This window comes from Rhodoferax sp. (assembly GCF_039922535.1).
Lineage (GTDB): Bacteria > Pseudomonadota > Gammaproteobacteria > Burkholderiales > Burkholderiaceae_C > Rhodoferax_B.
Genome location: NZ_JBDTEM010000096.1, coordinates 1 through 15,925, shown reverse-complemented (window position 1 = coordinate 15,925; position 15,925 = coordinate 1). Strand labels below are relative to the sequence as shown.

Sequence of the window (15,925 nt, the reverse complement as noted above, 5' to 3'; positions counted from 1 at the left end):
AAGTTCACCAGGTTGATGGCGGCGCTGTCGTTGAAGAAGAGCAGGCCATCGGCCCCGTCGGCCGCAAAGTTCAGCGCCAGCTCCCCGGTGGACAAAACACTGAAGCTGGTGTGCACATTGTTGGTGGAATAGGTGTTGGCCTTGAAACCATCAGACACCAGGCCGTTGTTGAACACGGTGTAAGTGGGGGCTGGTTTGGGCGTGGGCAGGGCGGCGGTGGGTGGCACCAGGGTGTCGCAGGCCACCGCGTCGGCATCCTTGGCGGCACCCGGCACCCAGCGGATGTGGGCAAACGAAGCGGTAAAGGCTTTCTCGGTGTACACCAGGAACGGCGTGTTGATGGTGGCAAAGTCGGTGCCCTTGGCAGCAAAGCAGCTCAGCGGCAGCTTGACGGTGCGTTTGGTGTTGAGCGCCAGGGTGCTGAATAGCGTGGTGCCGTCCAGTTCGCCGATGCAGGGGTAGCTGCAATCGATGCGCACCTTGACCAGGCCCTCGGGCACCTGGTGCACGATGGTGTCAAACACCAGCGCCGAGTCCGAGTTGAGGTAGCTTTGCTGGTCACTGGTGCCGGGCTGCTGCGCATAGAACTGGCCGGTGCCCGTCCAGGTGATTTTTTTGCCGTCTTGCTGCACGTTCACCTGGGTGGTTTCGGCCTTGATGGTGGCCTGGGCGATCACGGCGTTCAGGTCCGAGCCCAGCGCGGTGCCAGCCCAATTCTCGGGCGAGCCGATGCCTAGCGCAAACGGGGCCTGGTCGGTGGAGTTGAAGATTTCCAGGTCTACCGCGGTAGTGCCGCCCCCGGCGGTTTGTCCGCATCCCAGGGTGGGCACGGTCTCGTCCAGCGGGGCCAGGTTTTTCTGGTCGGCGTAGCGCATGCCGTAGCCGTAGGCAAACAGCGGGTCGTAGGCGGCATCGCCGACGTTCAACGGGGTCTGGCAGCCTGATTTGGGCCAGGAGAACGACAGCTTGCCCACGGTATCAAAGTTGACCTTGCCGTTGTAGGTGCGGTAGAGCACATCGCCCACACCCTTGCCTTCGGTGCCGGGCAGCCAGGCCACCATGAACGCGTCCGAGCGGTTGATTTCCTTGTTTACCAGCACCGGGCGGCCAGTCACCAGTACGGTCACTACGGGCACGCCTTTGCCGCTGACGGCATTCAGCACGGCCAGGTCTTCGGGGTAGCGGCGCGCGTGCTCCAGGGTGCCGGTTTTGCCGATGTCGCCCACGCCCTCGGCATACGGTGTTTCGCCGATCACGGCAATCACGGCTTTGAAGTCGGCCACGTTGACGCCCGCACCGGTGGCGCTGTAAGTGACGTTGGCGGCACCCGTGGCGGCCTGGATACCGGCCAGAATACTGTCGGCATTGGGAAAGTCGGCGTTGGTATTGGAGGTGCCTTGCCAGGTGAGCGACCACCCGCCGGTCTGGTTGGACAGGTTGTCAGCAGATTTACCCACCACCAGCACTTTTTGGCCGCGCACCAGGGGCAGCAGGTTGTTGTTGTTCTTCAGCAATACCATTGATTTGCGCACCGCCTCGCGGGCCAGCACGCGGTGCTGCAGTTGGGCTGCATCCCCGGCGTTCAGGCGTTCCAGTGGGCGCTTGGCGGTGAAGATGCCTGCACGCATCTTCACCCGCAGGATGCGGGTCACGGCATCGTCGATGCGGGTCATGGGGATGGTGCCGTCTTGCACCTGGGCCATGGTGTTGGCAATAAAGCCCTGCCATTGGTCGGGCACCATGATCATGTCCACCCCGGCGTTGATGGCCTGGGCACAACTGGCATCGCTACAGCCGGGCACCTGGCCGTGGCCGTTCCAGTCGCCAATCACAAAGCCGTCAAAGCCGATCTTGGTTTTCAGCACATCGGTCAGCATTTCTTTGCTGCCATGCATCTTTCCAATGTTGATACCCAGGTCTTCGTTGGTCCAGCTGTTGAACGAGGCCATCACCGTCTGCGCACCTGCGCCCAGCGCGGTGTAGTAGCCCTGGCCGTGGATGTTGACCATGTCGTTTTTGCTCGACATGTTTACACCCTGGTCTTTGCCCTGGTCCGTGCCGCCATCGCCCATGAAGTGCTTGGCGGTGGCGATCACGGTGGACGGTCGGGCGAAGTCACCCTGCAGGCCCTTGATCATCTCGTAGCCGTATTTGCTGACGATCAGCGGGTCTTCCGAATAGCCTTCGTAGGTACGTCCCCAGCGGTCGTCGCGCACCACCGCCAGGGTGGGTGCGAAGCTCCAGTCGATGCCGGTGGAGGCCACTTGGGTGGCAACGGCCTGGCCAATGCGCCGCACCAGTGCCGGGTCGTTGGCGGCACCCAGGCCGATGTTGTGCGGGAACAGCGTTGCGCCATACACATTGCCGTGGCCGTGCACCGCATCGGTGCCCCAGATGACCGGGATCTTCACCTTGGAGTCGGTGGACATGGAGGCCATCCAGTAGTCGTCGGCCAGCTTGACCCAGTCGCTGGAGAGCGCGTGCTTGTTGTTTTGCGGCCAGGAGCCGCCGCCGTTGAGCACCGAGCCGATGTAGAACTGGCGCACCTGGGCGGGCGTGATGCTCTTGATTTCGGGTTGCGTCATCTGGCCCACTTTTTCGGCCAGGCTCATGCCGTCCACTATGGCTTTGATGCGGGCTTCCAGCTCCGGGCTGCTAGGCAGGTCACTGGTGATGTGCGGCCAGTCGGGGTACTGGGGCAGGGTGGTCGGTGGGGCGGCCTTGGCCTGCATGTCGGTCAGCGCCGCCGGATTGGAGCCGCCTCCACATCCTGCAAGCAAGGCGGCACTGCACAGCGCCGCCAGGCCTCTGCGTCGGTAGGTGGGTAAGTCGTAATGCATGGTGTCTCCAACGGGGTGTGAAGCCACAGGGATGGCCCGGCTGTTGTGCCGCCAAGTCCATCCCTGTGTGGGGTGTGCCAGTGTCGGGTTCTGTAGGTCTGGCCGGATTTTTGCCTACTTGCGTGGGATGTTTTTGTGCAATGTAAGCGGTTACATTTTCGTGTTGACCAGCATCTTTACATTGGTAAATGCCCTCGGTAATCGCATGTAACCGAGCTACATTTGTATCTTTATGTATCTTTATTTAACCCCTTAAGGGGCCGCAAACGCGTTCTAAAAGCCCTGGGCGAGCAGCCGGGTCAGCTCTGCCGCAGGCAGCGCCCGACAGCCGCTGGTGTTCTGCCCCGACCACAGCGGCGAGAAGTCTCCGCTGCCTTCACGTTCTGCAGCCGCCCGCAGCGGGGCCATGGCGGCGGTGGCCAAAGGGAAGGCCGGGGCGGCGGCGCTGATCGGCCCTTGCTCACGCATCACCCGGTTCAGGATGCCCCGCGCGGGCCGTCCGGTGAACACATTGGTCAAGGCCGTGTGCTGCGCGGCCTCGCTTTGCAGCGCGGCCCGGTGGATGGCGCTGGTGGTGGCCTCGGGGCACAGCAGGTAGGCCGTGCCGACTTGTACGCCCGCCGCGCCCAAGGCCATGGCCGCCGCCACACCTTGCGCATCGGCGATGCCCCCGGCGGCAATCACTGGAACACTGACTGCCCGCACGATCTGCGGCAGCAGGGCAAACGTGCCCATCTGCCGGGTCAGGTCATCCGATAAAAAATGTCCGCGGTGCCCGCCTGCTTCCAGGCCCTGGGCAATGATGGCATCCACCCCCTGCGCTTGCAGCCACAGTGCTTCTTCCACCGTGGTGGCCGATGCCAGCACCTTGGCGCCCCAACTGCGCACCACCTCCAGCAATGCGGGGCTGGGCAGGCCGAAGTGGAAGCTCAGCACCGGTGGCTTGAAGGCGCGCAGCAGGTGGGCCGCCTCGGCGCTGAAGGGCATGCGGCCCGGGCCGGGGGTGATGCTGGCCAGCTCCAGCCCCATCTCTTGGTAATACGGTGCCAACGCCGTGTGCCAGCGGATATCTTGTGCGGGGTCGGGCAGGGGTGGCACATGGCAGAAGAAGTTGACGTTGTAGGGCTGCGTGGTTTGCGCCTGGATGCGGGTCAGCTCGGCCTGCAAGGCCTCCAGCCCCAGCATGGCGGCGGGCAGGGAGCCCAGGCCGCCTGCATTGCTGACGGCTACCGCCAGCGCACTGCCTTGTACCCCGGCCATGGGGGCTTGGATGAGGGGCAACGGGGTACCCAAAAGTTCTGAAAGGCGCATACTGACTTTCCATAAAAATAAAAAAAATAATGGCCAGTGTAAGAAAGTTGGGTCCCTCCCGACTACTTCACAGCAAGGCAAAACACCTTGCCGTCCTTCAACCCTTGGTTCACTTTTTACTGGAGATTTTCATGACTGCTTCCAACAAATCCTTCGCTTCCACCGCTGTTCTGGCCCTGGCTCTCGGTGCCGCATTGGCCATGGCTGCCGCCCCTGCATCGGCTGCCGACGAAAAAGAAAAATGCTTCGGCGTGGCCATGGCCGGCAAGAACGACTGTGCCGCAGGCGCTGGCACCACCTGTGCAGGCACTTCCAAGATGGACTATCAGGCTAACTCCTGGAAGTTCGTGCCCGCCGGTACCTGCGAATCCATGAAGTCGTCTACTTCCCCCACCGGCATGGGGCAAAAGATGGCTTTCCCCGCCAAGATGTAAGCACACCCCCAGGCTACACACTGCGTGTTTTCGCCAACCCCCTTGCAGGGGGCGATACCAGTGGCCTGGCGAAGCCAGTTCCACGGTATCCCTGGGGCAGCAGGTTCTTCCTCTGCCATTGAAGCAGCCCAGCCCTTTCACAAGCGACTTGCCATGTCCCATTCTGCCCACCGCACGTCGCTGCCCACCCGGTCGGGTGTTGGCCTGAAATCTGCCCACCTCCGGGAGATTTTGGACACCGCACCCGACCTGGGGTTTTTTGAAGTCCATGCCGAAAACTACATGGTGGACGGTGGCCCGTCCCACCACTACCTGACCCGTATCCGCGAACGTTACCCCTTGTCCATCCACGGTGTGGGTTTGTCGATTGGTGCCGATGCGCCGCTGGACACCGCCCACCTGGACGCGCTGGCCGTCCTGCTCGACCGCTACGCCCCCCAATCTTTTTCCGAACACCTGGCCTGGTCCACCCACGGCGATGTGTTTCTGAACGACCTGCTGCCCTTGCCCTACACCGCCGCCACCTTGCAGCGCGTGTGTGACCACATCGACCAGGTGCAGACCCGCCTGCAGCGCCGCATGCTGCTGGAGAACCCCGCCACCTATGTGCAATTCGCTGCCTCCACGATGCCCGAGGCGGAATTCATTTCCGAGGTGGTACGCCGCACCGGTTGCGGCCTGCTGTTGGACATCAACAACGTGTATGTCAGCAGCGTGAACCACCACTTCGATGCACGCGCCTACATCCAGGCCCTGCCGTTGCATGCCGTGGGCGAGATCCATCTGGCGGGCTTTGCCACCGCGCAAGACAGCCTGGGCGATGCCCTGCTGATCGACAGCCATGGCAGTTCGGTGGCCCCGGCGGTGTGGGAACTGTACGCCGATACGCTGGACCTGACCGGCCCGGTAGCCACCCTGGTCGAGCGCGACAACGATGTGCCCGCATGGCCCGTGCTGTGGGCCGAGGCGCTGGCGGCCGAAGCCTATCTGCCCGCGGCGGAGACCATCGCATGAACCACAGCCAAACCCGTTTTGCCCAGGCCCTGCTGGACCCCGCGCAGGCCTGCCCCGGTGGACTCTATGCCTGGAATGGCTCCGACCCCGCCGAGCGCTTTGGCATCTACCGCAACAACGTGGTGGTGTCGCTGGTAGATGCACTGGCCCAAACCTTTCCGGTGGTGCAAGAGCTGGTGGGCGAGGCATTTTTTCGGGCCATGGCCCGGTTGTTCGTGCAGGCCCAGCCGCCGCGCACCCGAGTCATGGTCTGGTACGGCGCAGACTTTGCCGCTTTTGTCGAAAGCTTCGAGCCCGCCGCCAGCGTGCCCTACCTGGCCGACGTGGCGCGGCTGGAGATGTGCCGGGTGCGGGCTTACCACGCTGCCGATGCGGCCGCTGTAGCGCCCGAGGCCTTGCAGGCTGCGCTGGCCGACCCGCAGCAACTGGCCCAGCTACAGCTGCAGCTACACCCGTCGCTGCAGGTGGTGGCTTCGCAGTTCGCTATTGTGTCGCTCTGGGCGGCCCACCAGGGCCTGCTGCAGGTGGCTGACGTAGACCCTGCGCTGCCGCAAACCGCCTTGGTGTTTCGCCGGGGGCTGGAGGTGGATACTTTGGAGATTTCCGCTGCCGCCGGTGGGTTCATGGCCGCGCTGCAGCAAGGCAGCAGCCTGCTGGCCGCCGCCGGCGCGGACTCCACGCTAGACCTGCCTGCGATCCTGGCCCTGCTGATCCGCCAGCAACTCATTACCCGCATCCACACCGGAGAACTTCCCCATGGCTACCACCACCCTTGACACATCGCCTGCGCCCGCCTTGTTGCGCCGCTTCATCGCGCTGTGCACACGCATCCCCCATTCCTTGATCGCCTTCTTGGCCCGGTTCTCGATTGCCGCCGTGTTCTGGAAATCCGGCCAGACCAAGGTCGAGGGCTTTGCCATAGACCTCGTCGGTGGCGAGTTCCACCTGGGCAGGCCCCATCTGTCGGAGTCGGCCGTGGCGCTGTTCCAGCAAGAGTACAAGCTGCCCCTGCTACCGCCTGAGCTGGCTGCCACCATGGCCGCCTGCGCCGAGCATTTCTTCCCCATCCTGCTGTTGTTTGGCATTGCCACGCGGCTGTCGGCCCTGGGCCTGCTGGGCATGACGCTGACCATCCAGCTCTTCGTTTACCCCGATGCCTACCCCACCCACGGTACCTGGGCGGCGCTGCTGCTGTACCTGTTGGCGCAGGGCCCGGGCAAGATTTCGTTCGACCACTGGATTGCCAAGCGCTATTGATTTAAGAGCTGCTGGCGCAGGTTCCACCTGCACCAGCAGCCTTTTTTGTTTAAATTTCTGACACTGTCGCATAAACCGCTGGACAAGTCTGGGGCGGACGTTAGCATTTGTTGCCAGGCGTAACAGGACGAGTCTGACCCCGTGCGCGGGGAGGCTTTGCCCGCGCCTGTCCTCGCATTGCCGGGGCAATGCACCGGTCCCTCCCCTCTACAGCCAGGCGGTTTTATGTTGTCACTGTCCAGATCCTTGCGCGGGAAAATCGTCGCCCTCACCGGCATCCTGGTGTTGCTGGGCCTGCTGGCGCTGTCCATCACCAATGTGCAGATTGCACGCCGGTTTGCGCTGGATTCGCTGGACAGCCAGGCCAAAGCGCTGGCACTGTCGCATGCCGAAGGTGTGGCCGAGTGGGTGGCGCAGAACCAGCGGGTGGTGGCATCGCTGGTGACCGCCGTCGCCGAGGAAGATCCGCTGAAATCCCTGGTGCAGGCCAAGGTGGCGGGCGGGGTGGACTCGGCCTATATCGGCTACGCCGACAAGAAAGCCATCTTCTCTGAGGTGCGCACCCGTGCCGCAGACTACGACCCCACCGCGCGGCCCTGGTACAAAAAGGCCGCCGCGGCCGACGGCCCCGTCGTCACCGACCCCTACATAGGCGCGGCCACCAAGAAGCTGCTGATCACCTTCGCCAGCGCCGTGAAAGACGGCGGCGCGGTCAAAGCGGTCATTGGCACCGACGTGCTGATGGACACGGTGGCGCGCAATATCGCCTCGATCCGGCCCACGCCTGGCACCTACGGCTTCATCGTCGCCAAGGACGGCAAGATCGTGGTGCACGAAGACGAGAGCCTGCTGCGCAAGCCGGTAACCGACATCGCGCCCGGCCTGGACTCTGCCGGCATGGCCGCGCTGAAGGGCCTGACCGAGGTGCGTATCCGCGACGAAGCCCGGCTGGTCTACGCCGCGCCAATTGCCGGTACCGACTGGACCCTGCTGGTGGCGCTGCACCGCGACGAGGCGCTGGCCGGCATCCGCTCGATGGTCGGGTATTCGGTGGTGGTCTGCCTGCTGATTGCGCTGGTGGTGGTCGGCGTGGTCAGCGCCTTGCTGACCAAGGTGCTGGGCCGACTGACGGTGCTGCGCGATGCGATGCAGGATGTGGGCTCGGGCGACGGCGACCTGACCCTGCGCGTACCCACCACCGGCAATGACGAGTTGGCGGCTATCGCCTCCGGCTTCAACCAGTTCGTCGAGAAAATCCATGCGGTGATGCTGCAGGTGCGCACCAGCGCCGACGGCGTGGCGGTGGCCAGCGTGGAGATTTCGCAGGGCAATAACGACCTGAGTGCACGCACCGAAAGCCAGGCCAGCGCGCTGGAGCAAACCGCCGCCTCGATGGAGCAACTCGGCGCCACCGTGAAGCAAAACGCCGACAGCGCCCGCCAGGCGAACCAGCTGGCGAAGCAGGCCTCCACCGTGGCGGTGCAGGGCGGCGAAGTGGTCGGCCAGGTGGTGGAGACGATGAAGGGCATCAACGCCTCTTCGCACAAGATTTCCGACATCATCAGCGTCATCGACGGCATCGCTTTTCAGACCAATATCCTGGCCTTGAATGCGGCCGTGGAAGCGGCGCGGGCCGGCGAACAGGGCCGGGGTTTTGCGGTGGTGGCCAGCGAGGTACGTAGCCTGGCCGGGCGCTCCGCCGAAGCCGCCAAGGAAATCAAGACGCTGATTTCGGACAGCGTGCAGCGCGTCGCGCACGGCAGCAGCCTGGTGGACCAGGCCGGTACCACCATGACCGAGGTGGTTGGCGCGATCCGGCGGGTCACCCAGATCATGGGTGAGATCAGCGTCGCCAGCGCTGACCAGAGCGCTGGCGTGTCGCAGGTCGGCGAGGCCGTGGGCCAGATGGACCAGGCGACGCAGCAGAACGCCGCCCTGGTCGAGGAAATGGCCGCCGCTGCCAGCAGTCTGAAATCGCAAGCCCGTGATCTGGTACAGGTGGTGGCCGTGTTCAAGCTGGGCGGCAGCGAGGCCCGCTACGACCATATGGCCCATGCTAAGCCGATCGCCGCGCCTGCGGCCCGCGTGCCTAAGCCGACGGCGGCGGCCCGCCCCGCCCAGCCTTCGGCGGCATCTGCGCGGCCACGCCCGTTGCCGCTGGCGTCGCCAAAGCCCACTATTACGCCACCCAAAGCGGCGGGCAACGAGTCGGACTGGGAGACTTTTTAAGCTGCCGCCGCCGCGACCAATTCGGCCAGCTTTGCCTTTGCCGCACCCGACTCAATCGCCTGGCGCGCCAGTGCCAGGCCCTCGGCCATCGAACTCGCCACATTGGCAGCGTACAGCGTGGCCCCGGCGTTCAGGATCACGATGTCGCGCGGGGCACCGTGGTTGTTGTCCAGCACGCCCAGCAGCATGGCTTTGGACTGCTCGGGGGTTTCGACGCGCAGGTTGCGGTGGCTGGCCATGGTCATGCCGAAATCTTCGGGGTGGATTTCATATTCGCTGATTTCACCGTCTTTCAGCTCCCCCACCACGGTGGCGGCACCCAGACTGACTTCGTCCATGCCGTCTTTGCCGTAGACCACTAGTGCGTGCTCGGCGCCCAGGCGCTGCAGGGCGCGCACCTGGATGCCGACCAGGTCGGGGTGGAACACACCCATCAGGATGTTGGGCGCGTCGGCCGGGTTGGTCAGCGGCCCGAGGATGTTGAACAGGGTGCGCACACCTAGCTCCTTGCGCACCGGGGCCACGTTCTTCATGGCCGGGTGGTGGTTAGGGGCAAACATGAAGCCCACGCCCACGTCGGCAATGCACTGGGCAATACGGTCGGGTGGCAGGTTGATGTTGACCCCCAGGCTTTCCAGCACGTCAGCACTGCCGCTTTTGCTGCTGACGCTGCGCCCGCCGTGCTTGCTGACCTTGGCCCCGGCCGCGGCCGCTACAAACATGGAGCAGGTGGAGATGTTGAAGGTGTGCGAACCGTCACCCCCGGTGCCGACGATGTCCACCAGGTGGGTTTTATCGGCCACGTGGACCTTGGTGGAGTACTCGCGCATCACCTGCGCGGCGGCGGTGATTTCGCCAATGGTTTCCTTCTTCACGCGCAGGCCGGTGATCAGCGCGGCCATCATCACCGGCGACATGTCGCCGCGCATGATGAGCCGCATGATGTGCAGCATTTCGTCGTGGAAGATTTCGCGGTGTTCGATGGTGCGCTGCAGGGCTTCTTGGGGGGTGATCATGGGGAGTTCCGTTCTCAGGGTTTGGCCGACAGGGCCAGTTTGATGCCAAAGCCGACGAACAGTGCGCCCGCACCACGTTCCAGCCAGTGCATGCCACGCCGCACCGCGCCCATGCGCTGGGCAGCCCAGGCGGCCAGCAGGGCGTAGCCCAGGTTGATCGGCACCGCGTTCAGGTTGAACAGCAGGCCCAGCAGCACGAAGGCCAGCGTGGGTTGCGGCGCGCCGGGGGTGATGAACTGCGGCAAAAACGCCAGAAAAAACAGCGCTACCTTGGGGTTCAACGCGTTGGTCCAAAAGCCTTGCAGAAAAACTTTCTTTAAGCTTTTTAGGCCGCTGGCGCTGATTCCATCTGCGCAGGCAGCTATGGAATCCGTAGCGTTCACCGGTTTGGGTGAGCGCAGCATCTGGATGCCGACCCACACCAGATACGCCGCGCCCAGCCACTTGAGCACTGAGAAGGCCGTGGCCGACGCGGTGATCAGCGCGCTGACCCCCACGGCGGCGGCAAAGATGTGCACAAAGCAGCCCGCGGCGATGCCCAAGGCCGCCACCACGCCCGCGCGCCAGCCGCCGCGCAGGCCGTTGGTGAGGATGTAGAACACGTCCGGCCCGGGGGTCAGGTTCAGCAGCCAGCCGGAAATGACGAACAGCGGCAGGTGGACGATACCTAGCGCGTCGAGCGTCATCGCGCCCCCTGGTCCAGGAAGTTTTTCAGCATGGCGTGGCCATGCTCGGTAAGGATGGACTCGGGGTGGAACTGCACGCCCTCGATGGCCAGCGTCTTGTGGCGCACGCCCATGATTTCGCCGTCGTCCGTCCAGGCGGTGATTTCCAGCTCAGCGGGGCAACTGCTGCGTTCGATGGACAGCGAGTGGTAGCGGTTCACCGTGAACTGTTCCGGCAGCCCGGCAAACACGCCTTGCTGGGTGGTGGTGATGACGCTGGTCTTGCCGTGCATCAGCTGCTGCGCCCGGATGATGCTGCCGCCAAAGGCCGCGCCAATCGCCTGGTGGCCCAGGCACACGCCCAGGATGGGCAGCTTGCCCGCGAAGTGCTGGATGGCCGCCACCGAAATGCCCGCCTCCTTGGGTGAGCAGGGGCCGGGCGAGATCACCAGCCGGTCGGGGGCGCGGGCGGCAATCTCTTCGAGCGTGATTTCGTCGTTGCGCACCACTTCTACATCGGCCCCCAGTTCACCGAAGTACTGGACGATGTTGTAGGTAAAGCTGTCGTAGTTGTCGATCATCAGCAGTTTCATGGTCACTCCAAACCTTCTTCAACGAGTTCGCTGGCGCGCAGCAGGGCGCGGGCCTTGGCTTCGGTTTCTTTCCATTCCAGCTCGGGCACGGAATCGGCCACCACCCCCGCGGCGGCTTGCACGTACAGGGTCTGGTTCTTGATGATGCCGGTGCGGATGGTGATGGCCACGTCCATGTCGCCTGCATAGCTGATGTAGCCGCAGGCACCGCCGTACAGGCCGCGCTTGGTGGGCTCCAGCTGGTCGATCAGCTCCATGGCGTGGACCTTGGGTGCGCCGGTCAGCGTGCCAGCGGGGAAGGTGGCTTTGAGCACGTCGATGGCGCTCATGCCGTCCAGCAGCGTGCCTTCGACATTGCTGACGATGTGCATCACATGGCTGTAGCGCTCGACCGCAAAGGCCTCGGTGACCTTGACGGTGCCGATTTTGGCGATGCGGCCGATGTCGTTGCGCGCCAGGTCGATCAGCATCACGTGTTCGGCGCGCTCTTTAGGGTCGGCGATGAGTTCGGCCTCGACCAGTTTGTCCTGCTCGGGCGAGGACGCGCGGGGCCGCGTGCCGGCCATCGGGCGGATGGTGACCTTTTGTTCGCCATCCGCCATGGATTCCTGGCGCACCAGGATTTCGGGCGAGGCCGCCACTACATGGAAGTCGCCCATGTTGTAGAAGAACATGTAGGGCGAAGGGTTCAACGCCCGCAGCGCGCGGTACAGCGACAGGGGGGATTCGGTGTAGCGCTTTTTGATGCGCTGGCCCACCTGCACCTGCATGAAGTCACCGCCTGCAATCAGCTCCTTGGCGCGTTCCACGGCCGCGATGTAATCGGCCTTGGCGAATTCGCGTTCGGTGGGATGGCTTTGGCTGGGTTTGACGATGGGTGCGCTGACGGAGTATTTGAGCTGCTCTTTCAGCTCGCGCAGGCGCTTTTTGGCGTTGGGATAGGCCTCGGGCAGGGTCGGGTCGGCGTAGACGATGAGGTAGAGCTTGCCGGACAGGTTGTCGATCACCGCCAGCTCTTCGCACTGCAGCAGCATGATGTCGGGGCAGCCCAGGGTGTCGGGCGGGCAGCTGGCTTCGAGCTTTTTCTCGATGTAGCGGACCGCGTCGTAGCCAAAGTAGCCTGCCAGGCCACCGCAAAAACGCGGCAGGCCGGGGCGTAGCGCCACTTTGAAGCGTTTTTGGTAGGCCTCGATGAAGTCCAGCGGGTTGCCCTGGTGGGTTTCGACCACCACGCCATCACGCACCACTTCGGTCCTGGCTTCGGTGCCAAAACCACTGGCGCGCAAGAAGCTGCGGGCTGGCAGGCCAATGAAGCTGTAGCGGCCAAAGCGCTCGCCACCCACCACCGACTCCAGCAAAAAGCTGTACGCGCCGCCATTGCGGGTGTGCGCCAGCTTGAGGTAGAGCGAGAGCGGGGTTTCCAGGTCGGCAAACGCCTCCAGCATCAAGGGAATGCGGTTGTACCCGTCCTGGGACAGGCTTTTGAATTCAAGTTCGGTCATCACGGAAGTGCCTTTGTGAGAGAGTCCCGGCCGCTGGGGTCCGGGTGACAGCACGCTGTGCTGTATGTCAATTCAGCCTCAAGAGATGAGGCGTGGGGCGCACGGCAGCGCCGTGCAATCAGGTGCGCGCAGAATTTGGCTTGCGCCAAGACCAGGCTCCCTGGCCGAGGCAGCCTGCAATGATCGTGCGTGGAATGGACATGCGCAAAGTGTAGCAAACACGCGGCTGGGGTTTCTCCCATCTCATCCCAGTACGGTGTTGTTTTGTACACCGTTGCGTAGACACGTCAAAATAGGCGTTTCGGCGGCAGATGCCCCACTTCAAAAGGTTGGTTCGAATGAAGTCACTTTGCGTGTATGCGGCCGTCTGGCTGGGCATGCTGGCCGCCAGCGCATCGGTGTCGGCCGCGACCGTGGCCGGCATCGCCTATGCCGACAGCGTGGACCAGCGCGGTACGGCATTGCAACTGAACGGCGCGGGCATCCGCTACAAGGCGGTGTTCAAGGTCTACACCGCGGGCTTGTACCTCGCCAATAAGGCCAGCACGCCCGAAGACGTGATGGCCATGCCGGGACCGAAGCGCATCAGCATCACCATGCTGCGCGAGATCGATGCCAATGAACTAGGCAAGTTGTTCACCCGGGGCGTGGAGGACAACACCGGCCGGGGCGAACTGTCCAAGCTGGTGCCCAGCCTGTACCGCATGGGCCAGGTATTTGCCGAGCAAAAAAAGCTGCTGCCTGGCGACACCTTTGAACTGGACTGGATGCCCGGTGTGGGTACGGTGCTGCTGGTCAGAGGCAAGCCGCAGGGCGAAGCTTTCCCGGAGGCCGAGTTTTTCAATGCCTTGCTGCGCATTTGGCTGGGCCCCAGCCCGGCGGACTGGAAGCTGAAAGACGCTTTGCTAGGCAAGGGCGGGTGATCACTGGCCACACCGGCTGCGCGTGAAGCATGCTGTTACATTCTGGCACGAGGGTGATCACCGCTGGGCCTTGTGCAGGCTTATGGTGGGTGCAAGTGTGAAAACTTGTAAAAAATTGAAATCCAGTTCTAATGGTGTGCATCAAAGGGGAAATCCATGGCGACAGTCCAACAAGAAGTCGACGAACGTACCAACCTCACCAGCAGCAATAAGTTTGAACTTTTGCTGTTTCGGCTGGGCGAGGCTGCCCATTCGAGCCAGCGCGAGCTGTTCGGCATTAACGTCTTCAAGGTGCGCGAGATCATGGTGATGCCCACCATCACGGCGGTCGCCGGGTCCACCAAGCACATGCTGGGGATGACCAATATCCGGGGCCAAGTGATTCCGGTGATCGACCTGGCCGGTGCTGTGGGTTGCCTGCCCAAAAATGGACTGAATATCTTGATGGTCACCGAATACGCGCGCTCCACGCAAGCATTCGCCGTCGAAGAGGTGGATCAAATTGTGCGTCTGGACTGGAGCCAGGTGCTGTCGGCCGAGTCCAACACCCAAGGCGGCATGATCACCAGCATTGCCCGGCTGGATGGCGACATCGACAATACCCGGCTGGCCCAGGTGCTGGATGTGGAGCAGATTTTGCGCAATGTGATGCCACCGTCGGCACCCGATGTGGATGCGGCCAGCATTGGCCCTGCGGTCCAGCTGCGCCCGGGCGCGGTGGTGCTGGCAGCCGACGACTCGATGTTGGCCCGCACCCTGATCGAACAGGGTCTGGTCGCCATGGGCGTGCCATTTATCATGTGCAAGACCGGCAAAGAGGCCTGGGATCGCCTGCAAACCATGTCCGAAACGGCTACAGCCGAAGGCAAGTCCATCCAGGACAAAGTAGCTCTGGTGCTGACCGACCTAGAGATGCCTGAGATGGACGGCTTCACCTTGACCCGCAAAATCAAGCAGGACGGTCGCTTCAAAGGCGTGCCGGTCATCATCCACTCATCGCTGTCTGGCTCGGCTAACGAGGTGCACGTGAAGAGCGTGGGGGCGGATGCCTATGTGGGCAAGTTTGTCGCCGAAGAGCTTGCCGCCACCATCCGCAAGGTACTCAAAAGCTGAACGGTGCTTGTGTAGCGGCTTACTGCCCCGAGTAGGCCGCTAACGCTACCACTACGAGCACGGCATACGGAAACGCCACGGTAGGCCGCAGTGCATGGGCGGCGTACTCGCCCAACAAAGCCACGCTGCCTTTGCGGCTGGCCAGCCACTCGGTATGCAACTGGCATGCGCTGCTGGCTGGAGCGGCATTTTTCACCAAGGCCTCTACCCGCACAATGCGCTCGCCCAGGCGGGCCTGGGAGGTGCGGCACAGGCTTTCCTGCACCCACAACAGCAGCGCCGTGCCGCCGATCAGCTCATAGGGTACGCCCAGTGCATAGCCCCCCACACACAGCACGATAGCCGCCAGTTTGACCAGCAGCGCGTTGCGCTCGATTTGTTCATAGTTGTTTTGTAAGGTAGACCATTCGTGGCTCAGGGTGGCGGTGTTGTGGGGCATGTGCGTGTAAATGTTGAGGCGGTATCAGTTATGGACGGGAAGCGGGCGGGGCTCGCCTTGCTCGGTGATGGCGACGTAGGTGAGCGAGGCTTCGGTCACCTTGGTGTAGCGGCCCTGGATGTTCAGGCGCTCGGCATACGCCTCCACCTTGACCGTGACCGAGGTGCGTCCCAGCCGCGTCAGGGACGCGTAGAACGACAAGATATCGCCCAGCCGCACTGGCTGCTTAAAGATGAATTCCTTCACCGCCACCGTGGCGATGCGTCCCTGCGCGTAGCGCGCCGGAATCACCGACCCCGCCAGATCCACCTGCGCCATCACCCAGCCACCAAAAATATCGCCACTGGCGTTGCAGTCGGCGGGCATGGGGATCACCTTGAGTACCAGTTCCATATCGGAGGGCAAGGCAACGGGGGCGCTTGAATTGGTGGACATAAGGGACAATCTTGGGAAAATAACCACGAGATTGTCCCCCATGCGCCGCTATGGCGAAACCGCCCCCCTGGCTTCCATGCCCACGTCGGTCGCGTCCGCGCCGCCGCTTTCCGATTGGCGCACCCTGCGCCGCCTGTTTCCCTACCTGTGGGAG

At 63.3% G+C, this 15,925-nt stretch carries 15 protein-coding genes; 7 read left to right on the top strand and 8 right to left on the bottom strand.

From position 1 onward, the window contains the following. Together ABI213_RS04395 and ABI213_RS04390 are read right to left on the bottom strand one after the other, a co-directional pair. Positions 1 to 2,840 (bottom strand): glycoside hydrolase family 3 N-terminal domain-containing protein (locus tag ABI213_RS04395; protein ID WP_348026211.1); only part of this gene is annotated, 2,840 nt, incomplete at its 3' end. Positions 2,841 to 3,113: 273 nt separating this feature from the next. Beyond that, the gene (locus tag ABI213_RS04390) at positions 3,114 to 4,151 is read right to left on the bottom strand and encodes a nitronate monooxygenase (RefSeq protein WP_348007168.1); all 1,038 of its coding nucleotides are present in this window, start codon (positions 4,149 to 4,151) and stop codon (positions 3,114 to 3,116) included. A 131-nt stretch (positions 4,152 to 4,282) separates the two neighbouring features. Between ABI213_RS04390 and ABI213_RS04385 the strand changes: the two genes are divergently transcribed. The 5 genes from ABI213_RS04385 (at position 4,283) to ABI213_RS04365 (ending at position 9,085) form a co-directional block, all read left to right on the top strand. Continuing rightward, a complete protein-coding gene (locus tag ABI213_RS04385) occupies positions 4,283 to 4,585 on the top strand; it encodes a DUF2282 domain-containing protein (protein ID WP_348007167.1) in 303 nt (100 codons plus the stop codon). A gap of 153 nt (positions 4,586 to 4,738) precedes the next feature. Beyond that, positions 4,739 to 5,599, top strand: a complete 861-nt coding sequence (locus ABI213_RS04380) for a DUF692 domain-containing protein (protein ID WP_348007166.1) — start codon at positions 4,739 to 4,741, stop codon at positions 5,597 to 5,599. Further along, positions 5,596 to 6,375 carry a DNA-binding domain-containing protein gene (locus tag ABI213_RS04375; RefSeq protein ID WP_348007165.1) on the top strand — a complete coding sequence of 260 codons (780 nt, stop codon included), beginning with the start codon at positions 5,596 to 5,598 and terminating at the stop codon, positions 6,373 to 6,375. Before ABI213_RS04380 ends, ABI213_RS04375 begins: the two co-directional genes overlap by 4 nt. Beyond that, positions 6,356 to 6,856 carry a DoxX family protein gene (locus tag ABI213_RS04370; protein WP_348026209.1) on the top strand — a complete coding sequence of 167 codons (501 nt, stop codon included), beginning with the start codon at positions 6,356 to 6,358 and terminating at the stop codon, positions 6,854 to 6,856. The genes ABI213_RS04375 and ABI213_RS04370 overlap by 20 nt, the downstream gene beginning before the upstream one ends. Before the next feature lie 225 nt (positions 6,857 to 7,081). After that, the gene (locus ABI213_RS04365; protein WP_348026207.1) at positions 7,082 to 9,085 is read left to right on the top strand and encodes a methyl-accepting chemotaxis protein; all 2,004 of its coding nucleotides are present in this window, start codon (positions 7,082 to 7,084) and stop codon (positions 9,083 to 9,085) included. Here the strand turns inward: ABI213_RS04365 and trpD are convergent. Genes trpD through trpE form a run of 4 tightly spaced genes read right to left on the bottom strand, consistent with a single transcriptional unit; the run spans position 9,082 to position 12,864 of the window. Next, positions 9,082 to 10,101, bottom strand: coding sequence for an anthranilate phosphoribosyltransferase (gene trpD / locus ABI213_RS04360; protein ID WP_348007589.1), 1,020 nt, complete (start codon positions 10,099 to 10,101; stop codon positions 9,082 to 9,084). The genes ABI213_RS04365 and trpD overlap by 4 nt on opposite strands. 14 nt (positions 10,102 to 10,115) lie before the next feature. Continuing rightward, positions 10,116 to 10,787, bottom strand: coding sequence for a LysE family translocator (locus ABI213_RS04355; protein WP_348007588.1), 672 nt, complete (start codon positions 10,785 to 10,787; stop codon positions 10,116 to 10,118). Next, a complete protein-coding gene (locus ABI213_RS04350) occupies positions 10,784 to 11,359 on the bottom strand; it encodes an aminodeoxychorismate/anthranilate synthase component II (RefSeq protein ID WP_348007587.1) in 576 nt (191 codons plus the stop codon). Before ABI213_RS04350 ends, ABI213_RS04355 begins: the two co-directional genes overlap by 4 nt. A gap of 2 nt (positions 11,360 to 11,361) precedes the next feature. Next, positions 11,362 to 12,864 (bottom strand): anthranilate synthase component I, encoded by a 1,503-nt coding sequence (gene trpE, locus ABI213_RS04345; protein WP_348026205.1) that lies wholly within the window; start codon positions 12,862 to 12,864, stop codon positions 11,362 to 11,364. A 335-nt stretch (positions 12,865 to 13,199) separates the two neighbouring features. On the opposite strand from trpE, the gene ABI213_RS04340 reads away from it, so the two are divergent. Continuing rightward, on the top strand, positions 13,200 to 13,784 hold the full coding sequence (locus tag ABI213_RS04340) for a chalcone isomerase family protein (RefSeq protein WP_348007585.1): 585 nt from the start codon (positions 13,200 to 13,202) through the stop codon (positions 13,782 to 13,784). 156 nt (positions 13,785 to 13,940) lie between these two features. Continuing rightward, on the top strand, positions 13,941 to 14,897 hold the full coding sequence (locus tag ABI213_RS04335; protein ID WP_348007584.1) for a chemotaxis protein: 957 nt from the start codon (positions 13,941 to 13,943) through the stop codon (positions 14,895 to 14,897). A 19-nt stretch (positions 14,898 to 14,916) separates the two neighbouring features. Here ABI213_RS04335 and ABI213_RS04330 read toward each other — a convergent pair whose 3' ends face one another. Further along, positions 14,917 to 15,336: a hypothetical protein gene (locus ABI213_RS04330; RefSeq protein ID WP_348007583.1), complete on the bottom strand. Its 420-nt coding sequence runs from the start codon at positions 15,334 to 15,336 to the stop codon at positions 14,917 to 14,919. A 24-nt stretch (positions 15,337 to 15,360) separates the two neighbouring features. After that, on the bottom strand, positions 15,361 to 15,771 hold the full coding sequence (locus ABI213_RS04325; RefSeq protein ID WP_348007582.1) for an acyl-CoA thioesterase: 411 nt from the start codon (positions 15,769 to 15,771) through the stop codon (positions 15,361 to 15,363). Between the last annotated feature and the right edge of the window lie 154 nt (positions 15,772 to 15,925).

Excerpts from the sequence above, each read along its gene's own strand:
- ABI213_RS04390 (WP_348007168.1), bottom strand. The coding sequence starts at position 4,151 with ATGCGCCTTTCAGAACTTTTGGGTACCCCGTTGCCCCTCATCCAAGCC.
- ABI213_RS04385 (WP_348007167.1), top strand. The coding sequence starts at position 4,283 with ATGACTGCTTCCAACAAATCCTTCGCTTCCACCGCTGTTCTGGCCCTG.
- ABI213_RS04380 (WP_348007166.1), top strand. The coding sequence starts at position 4,739 with ATGTCCCATTCTGCCCACCGCACGTCGCTGCCCACCCGGTCGGGTGTT.
- ABI213_RS04375 (WP_348007165.1), top strand. The coding sequence starts at position 5,596 with ATGAACCACAGCCAAACCCGTTTTGCCCAGGCCCTGCTGGACCCCGCG.
- ABI213_RS04370 (WP_348026209.1), top strand. The coding sequence starts at position 6,356 with ATGGCTACCACCACCCTTGACACATCGCCTGCGCCCGCCTTGTTGCGC.
- ABI213_RS04365 (WP_348026207.1), top strand. The coding sequence starts at position 7,082 with ATGTTGTCACTGTCCAGATCCTTGCGCGGGAAAATCGTCGCCCTCACC.
- trpD (WP_348007589.1), bottom strand. The coding sequence starts at position 10,101 with ATGATCACCCCCCAAGAAGCCCTGCAGCGCACCATCGAACACCGCGAA.
- ABI213_RS04355 (WP_348007588.1), bottom strand. The coding sequence starts at position 10,787 with ATGACGCTCGACGCGCTAGGTATCGTCCACCTGCCGCTGTTCGTCATT.
- ABI213_RS04350 (WP_348007587.1), bottom strand. The coding sequence starts at position 11,359 with ATGAAACTGCTGATGATCGACAACTACGACAGCTTTACCTACAACATC.
- ABI213_RS04340 (WP_348007585.1), top strand. The coding sequence starts at position 13,200 with ATGAAGTCACTTTGCGTGTATGCGGCCGTCTGGCTGGGCATGCTGGCC.
- ABI213_RS04335 (WP_348007584.1), top strand. The coding sequence starts at position 13,941 with ATGGCGACAGTCCAACAAGAAGTCGACGAACGTACCAACCTCACCAGC.
- ABI213_RS04330 (WP_348007583.1), bottom strand. The coding sequence starts at position 15,336 with ATGCCCCACAACACCGCCACCCTGAGCCACGAATGGTCTACCTTACAA.
- ABI213_RS04325 (WP_348007582.1), bottom strand. The coding sequence starts at position 15,771 with ATGTCCACCAATTCAAGCGCCCCCGTTGCCTTGCCCTCCGATATGGAA.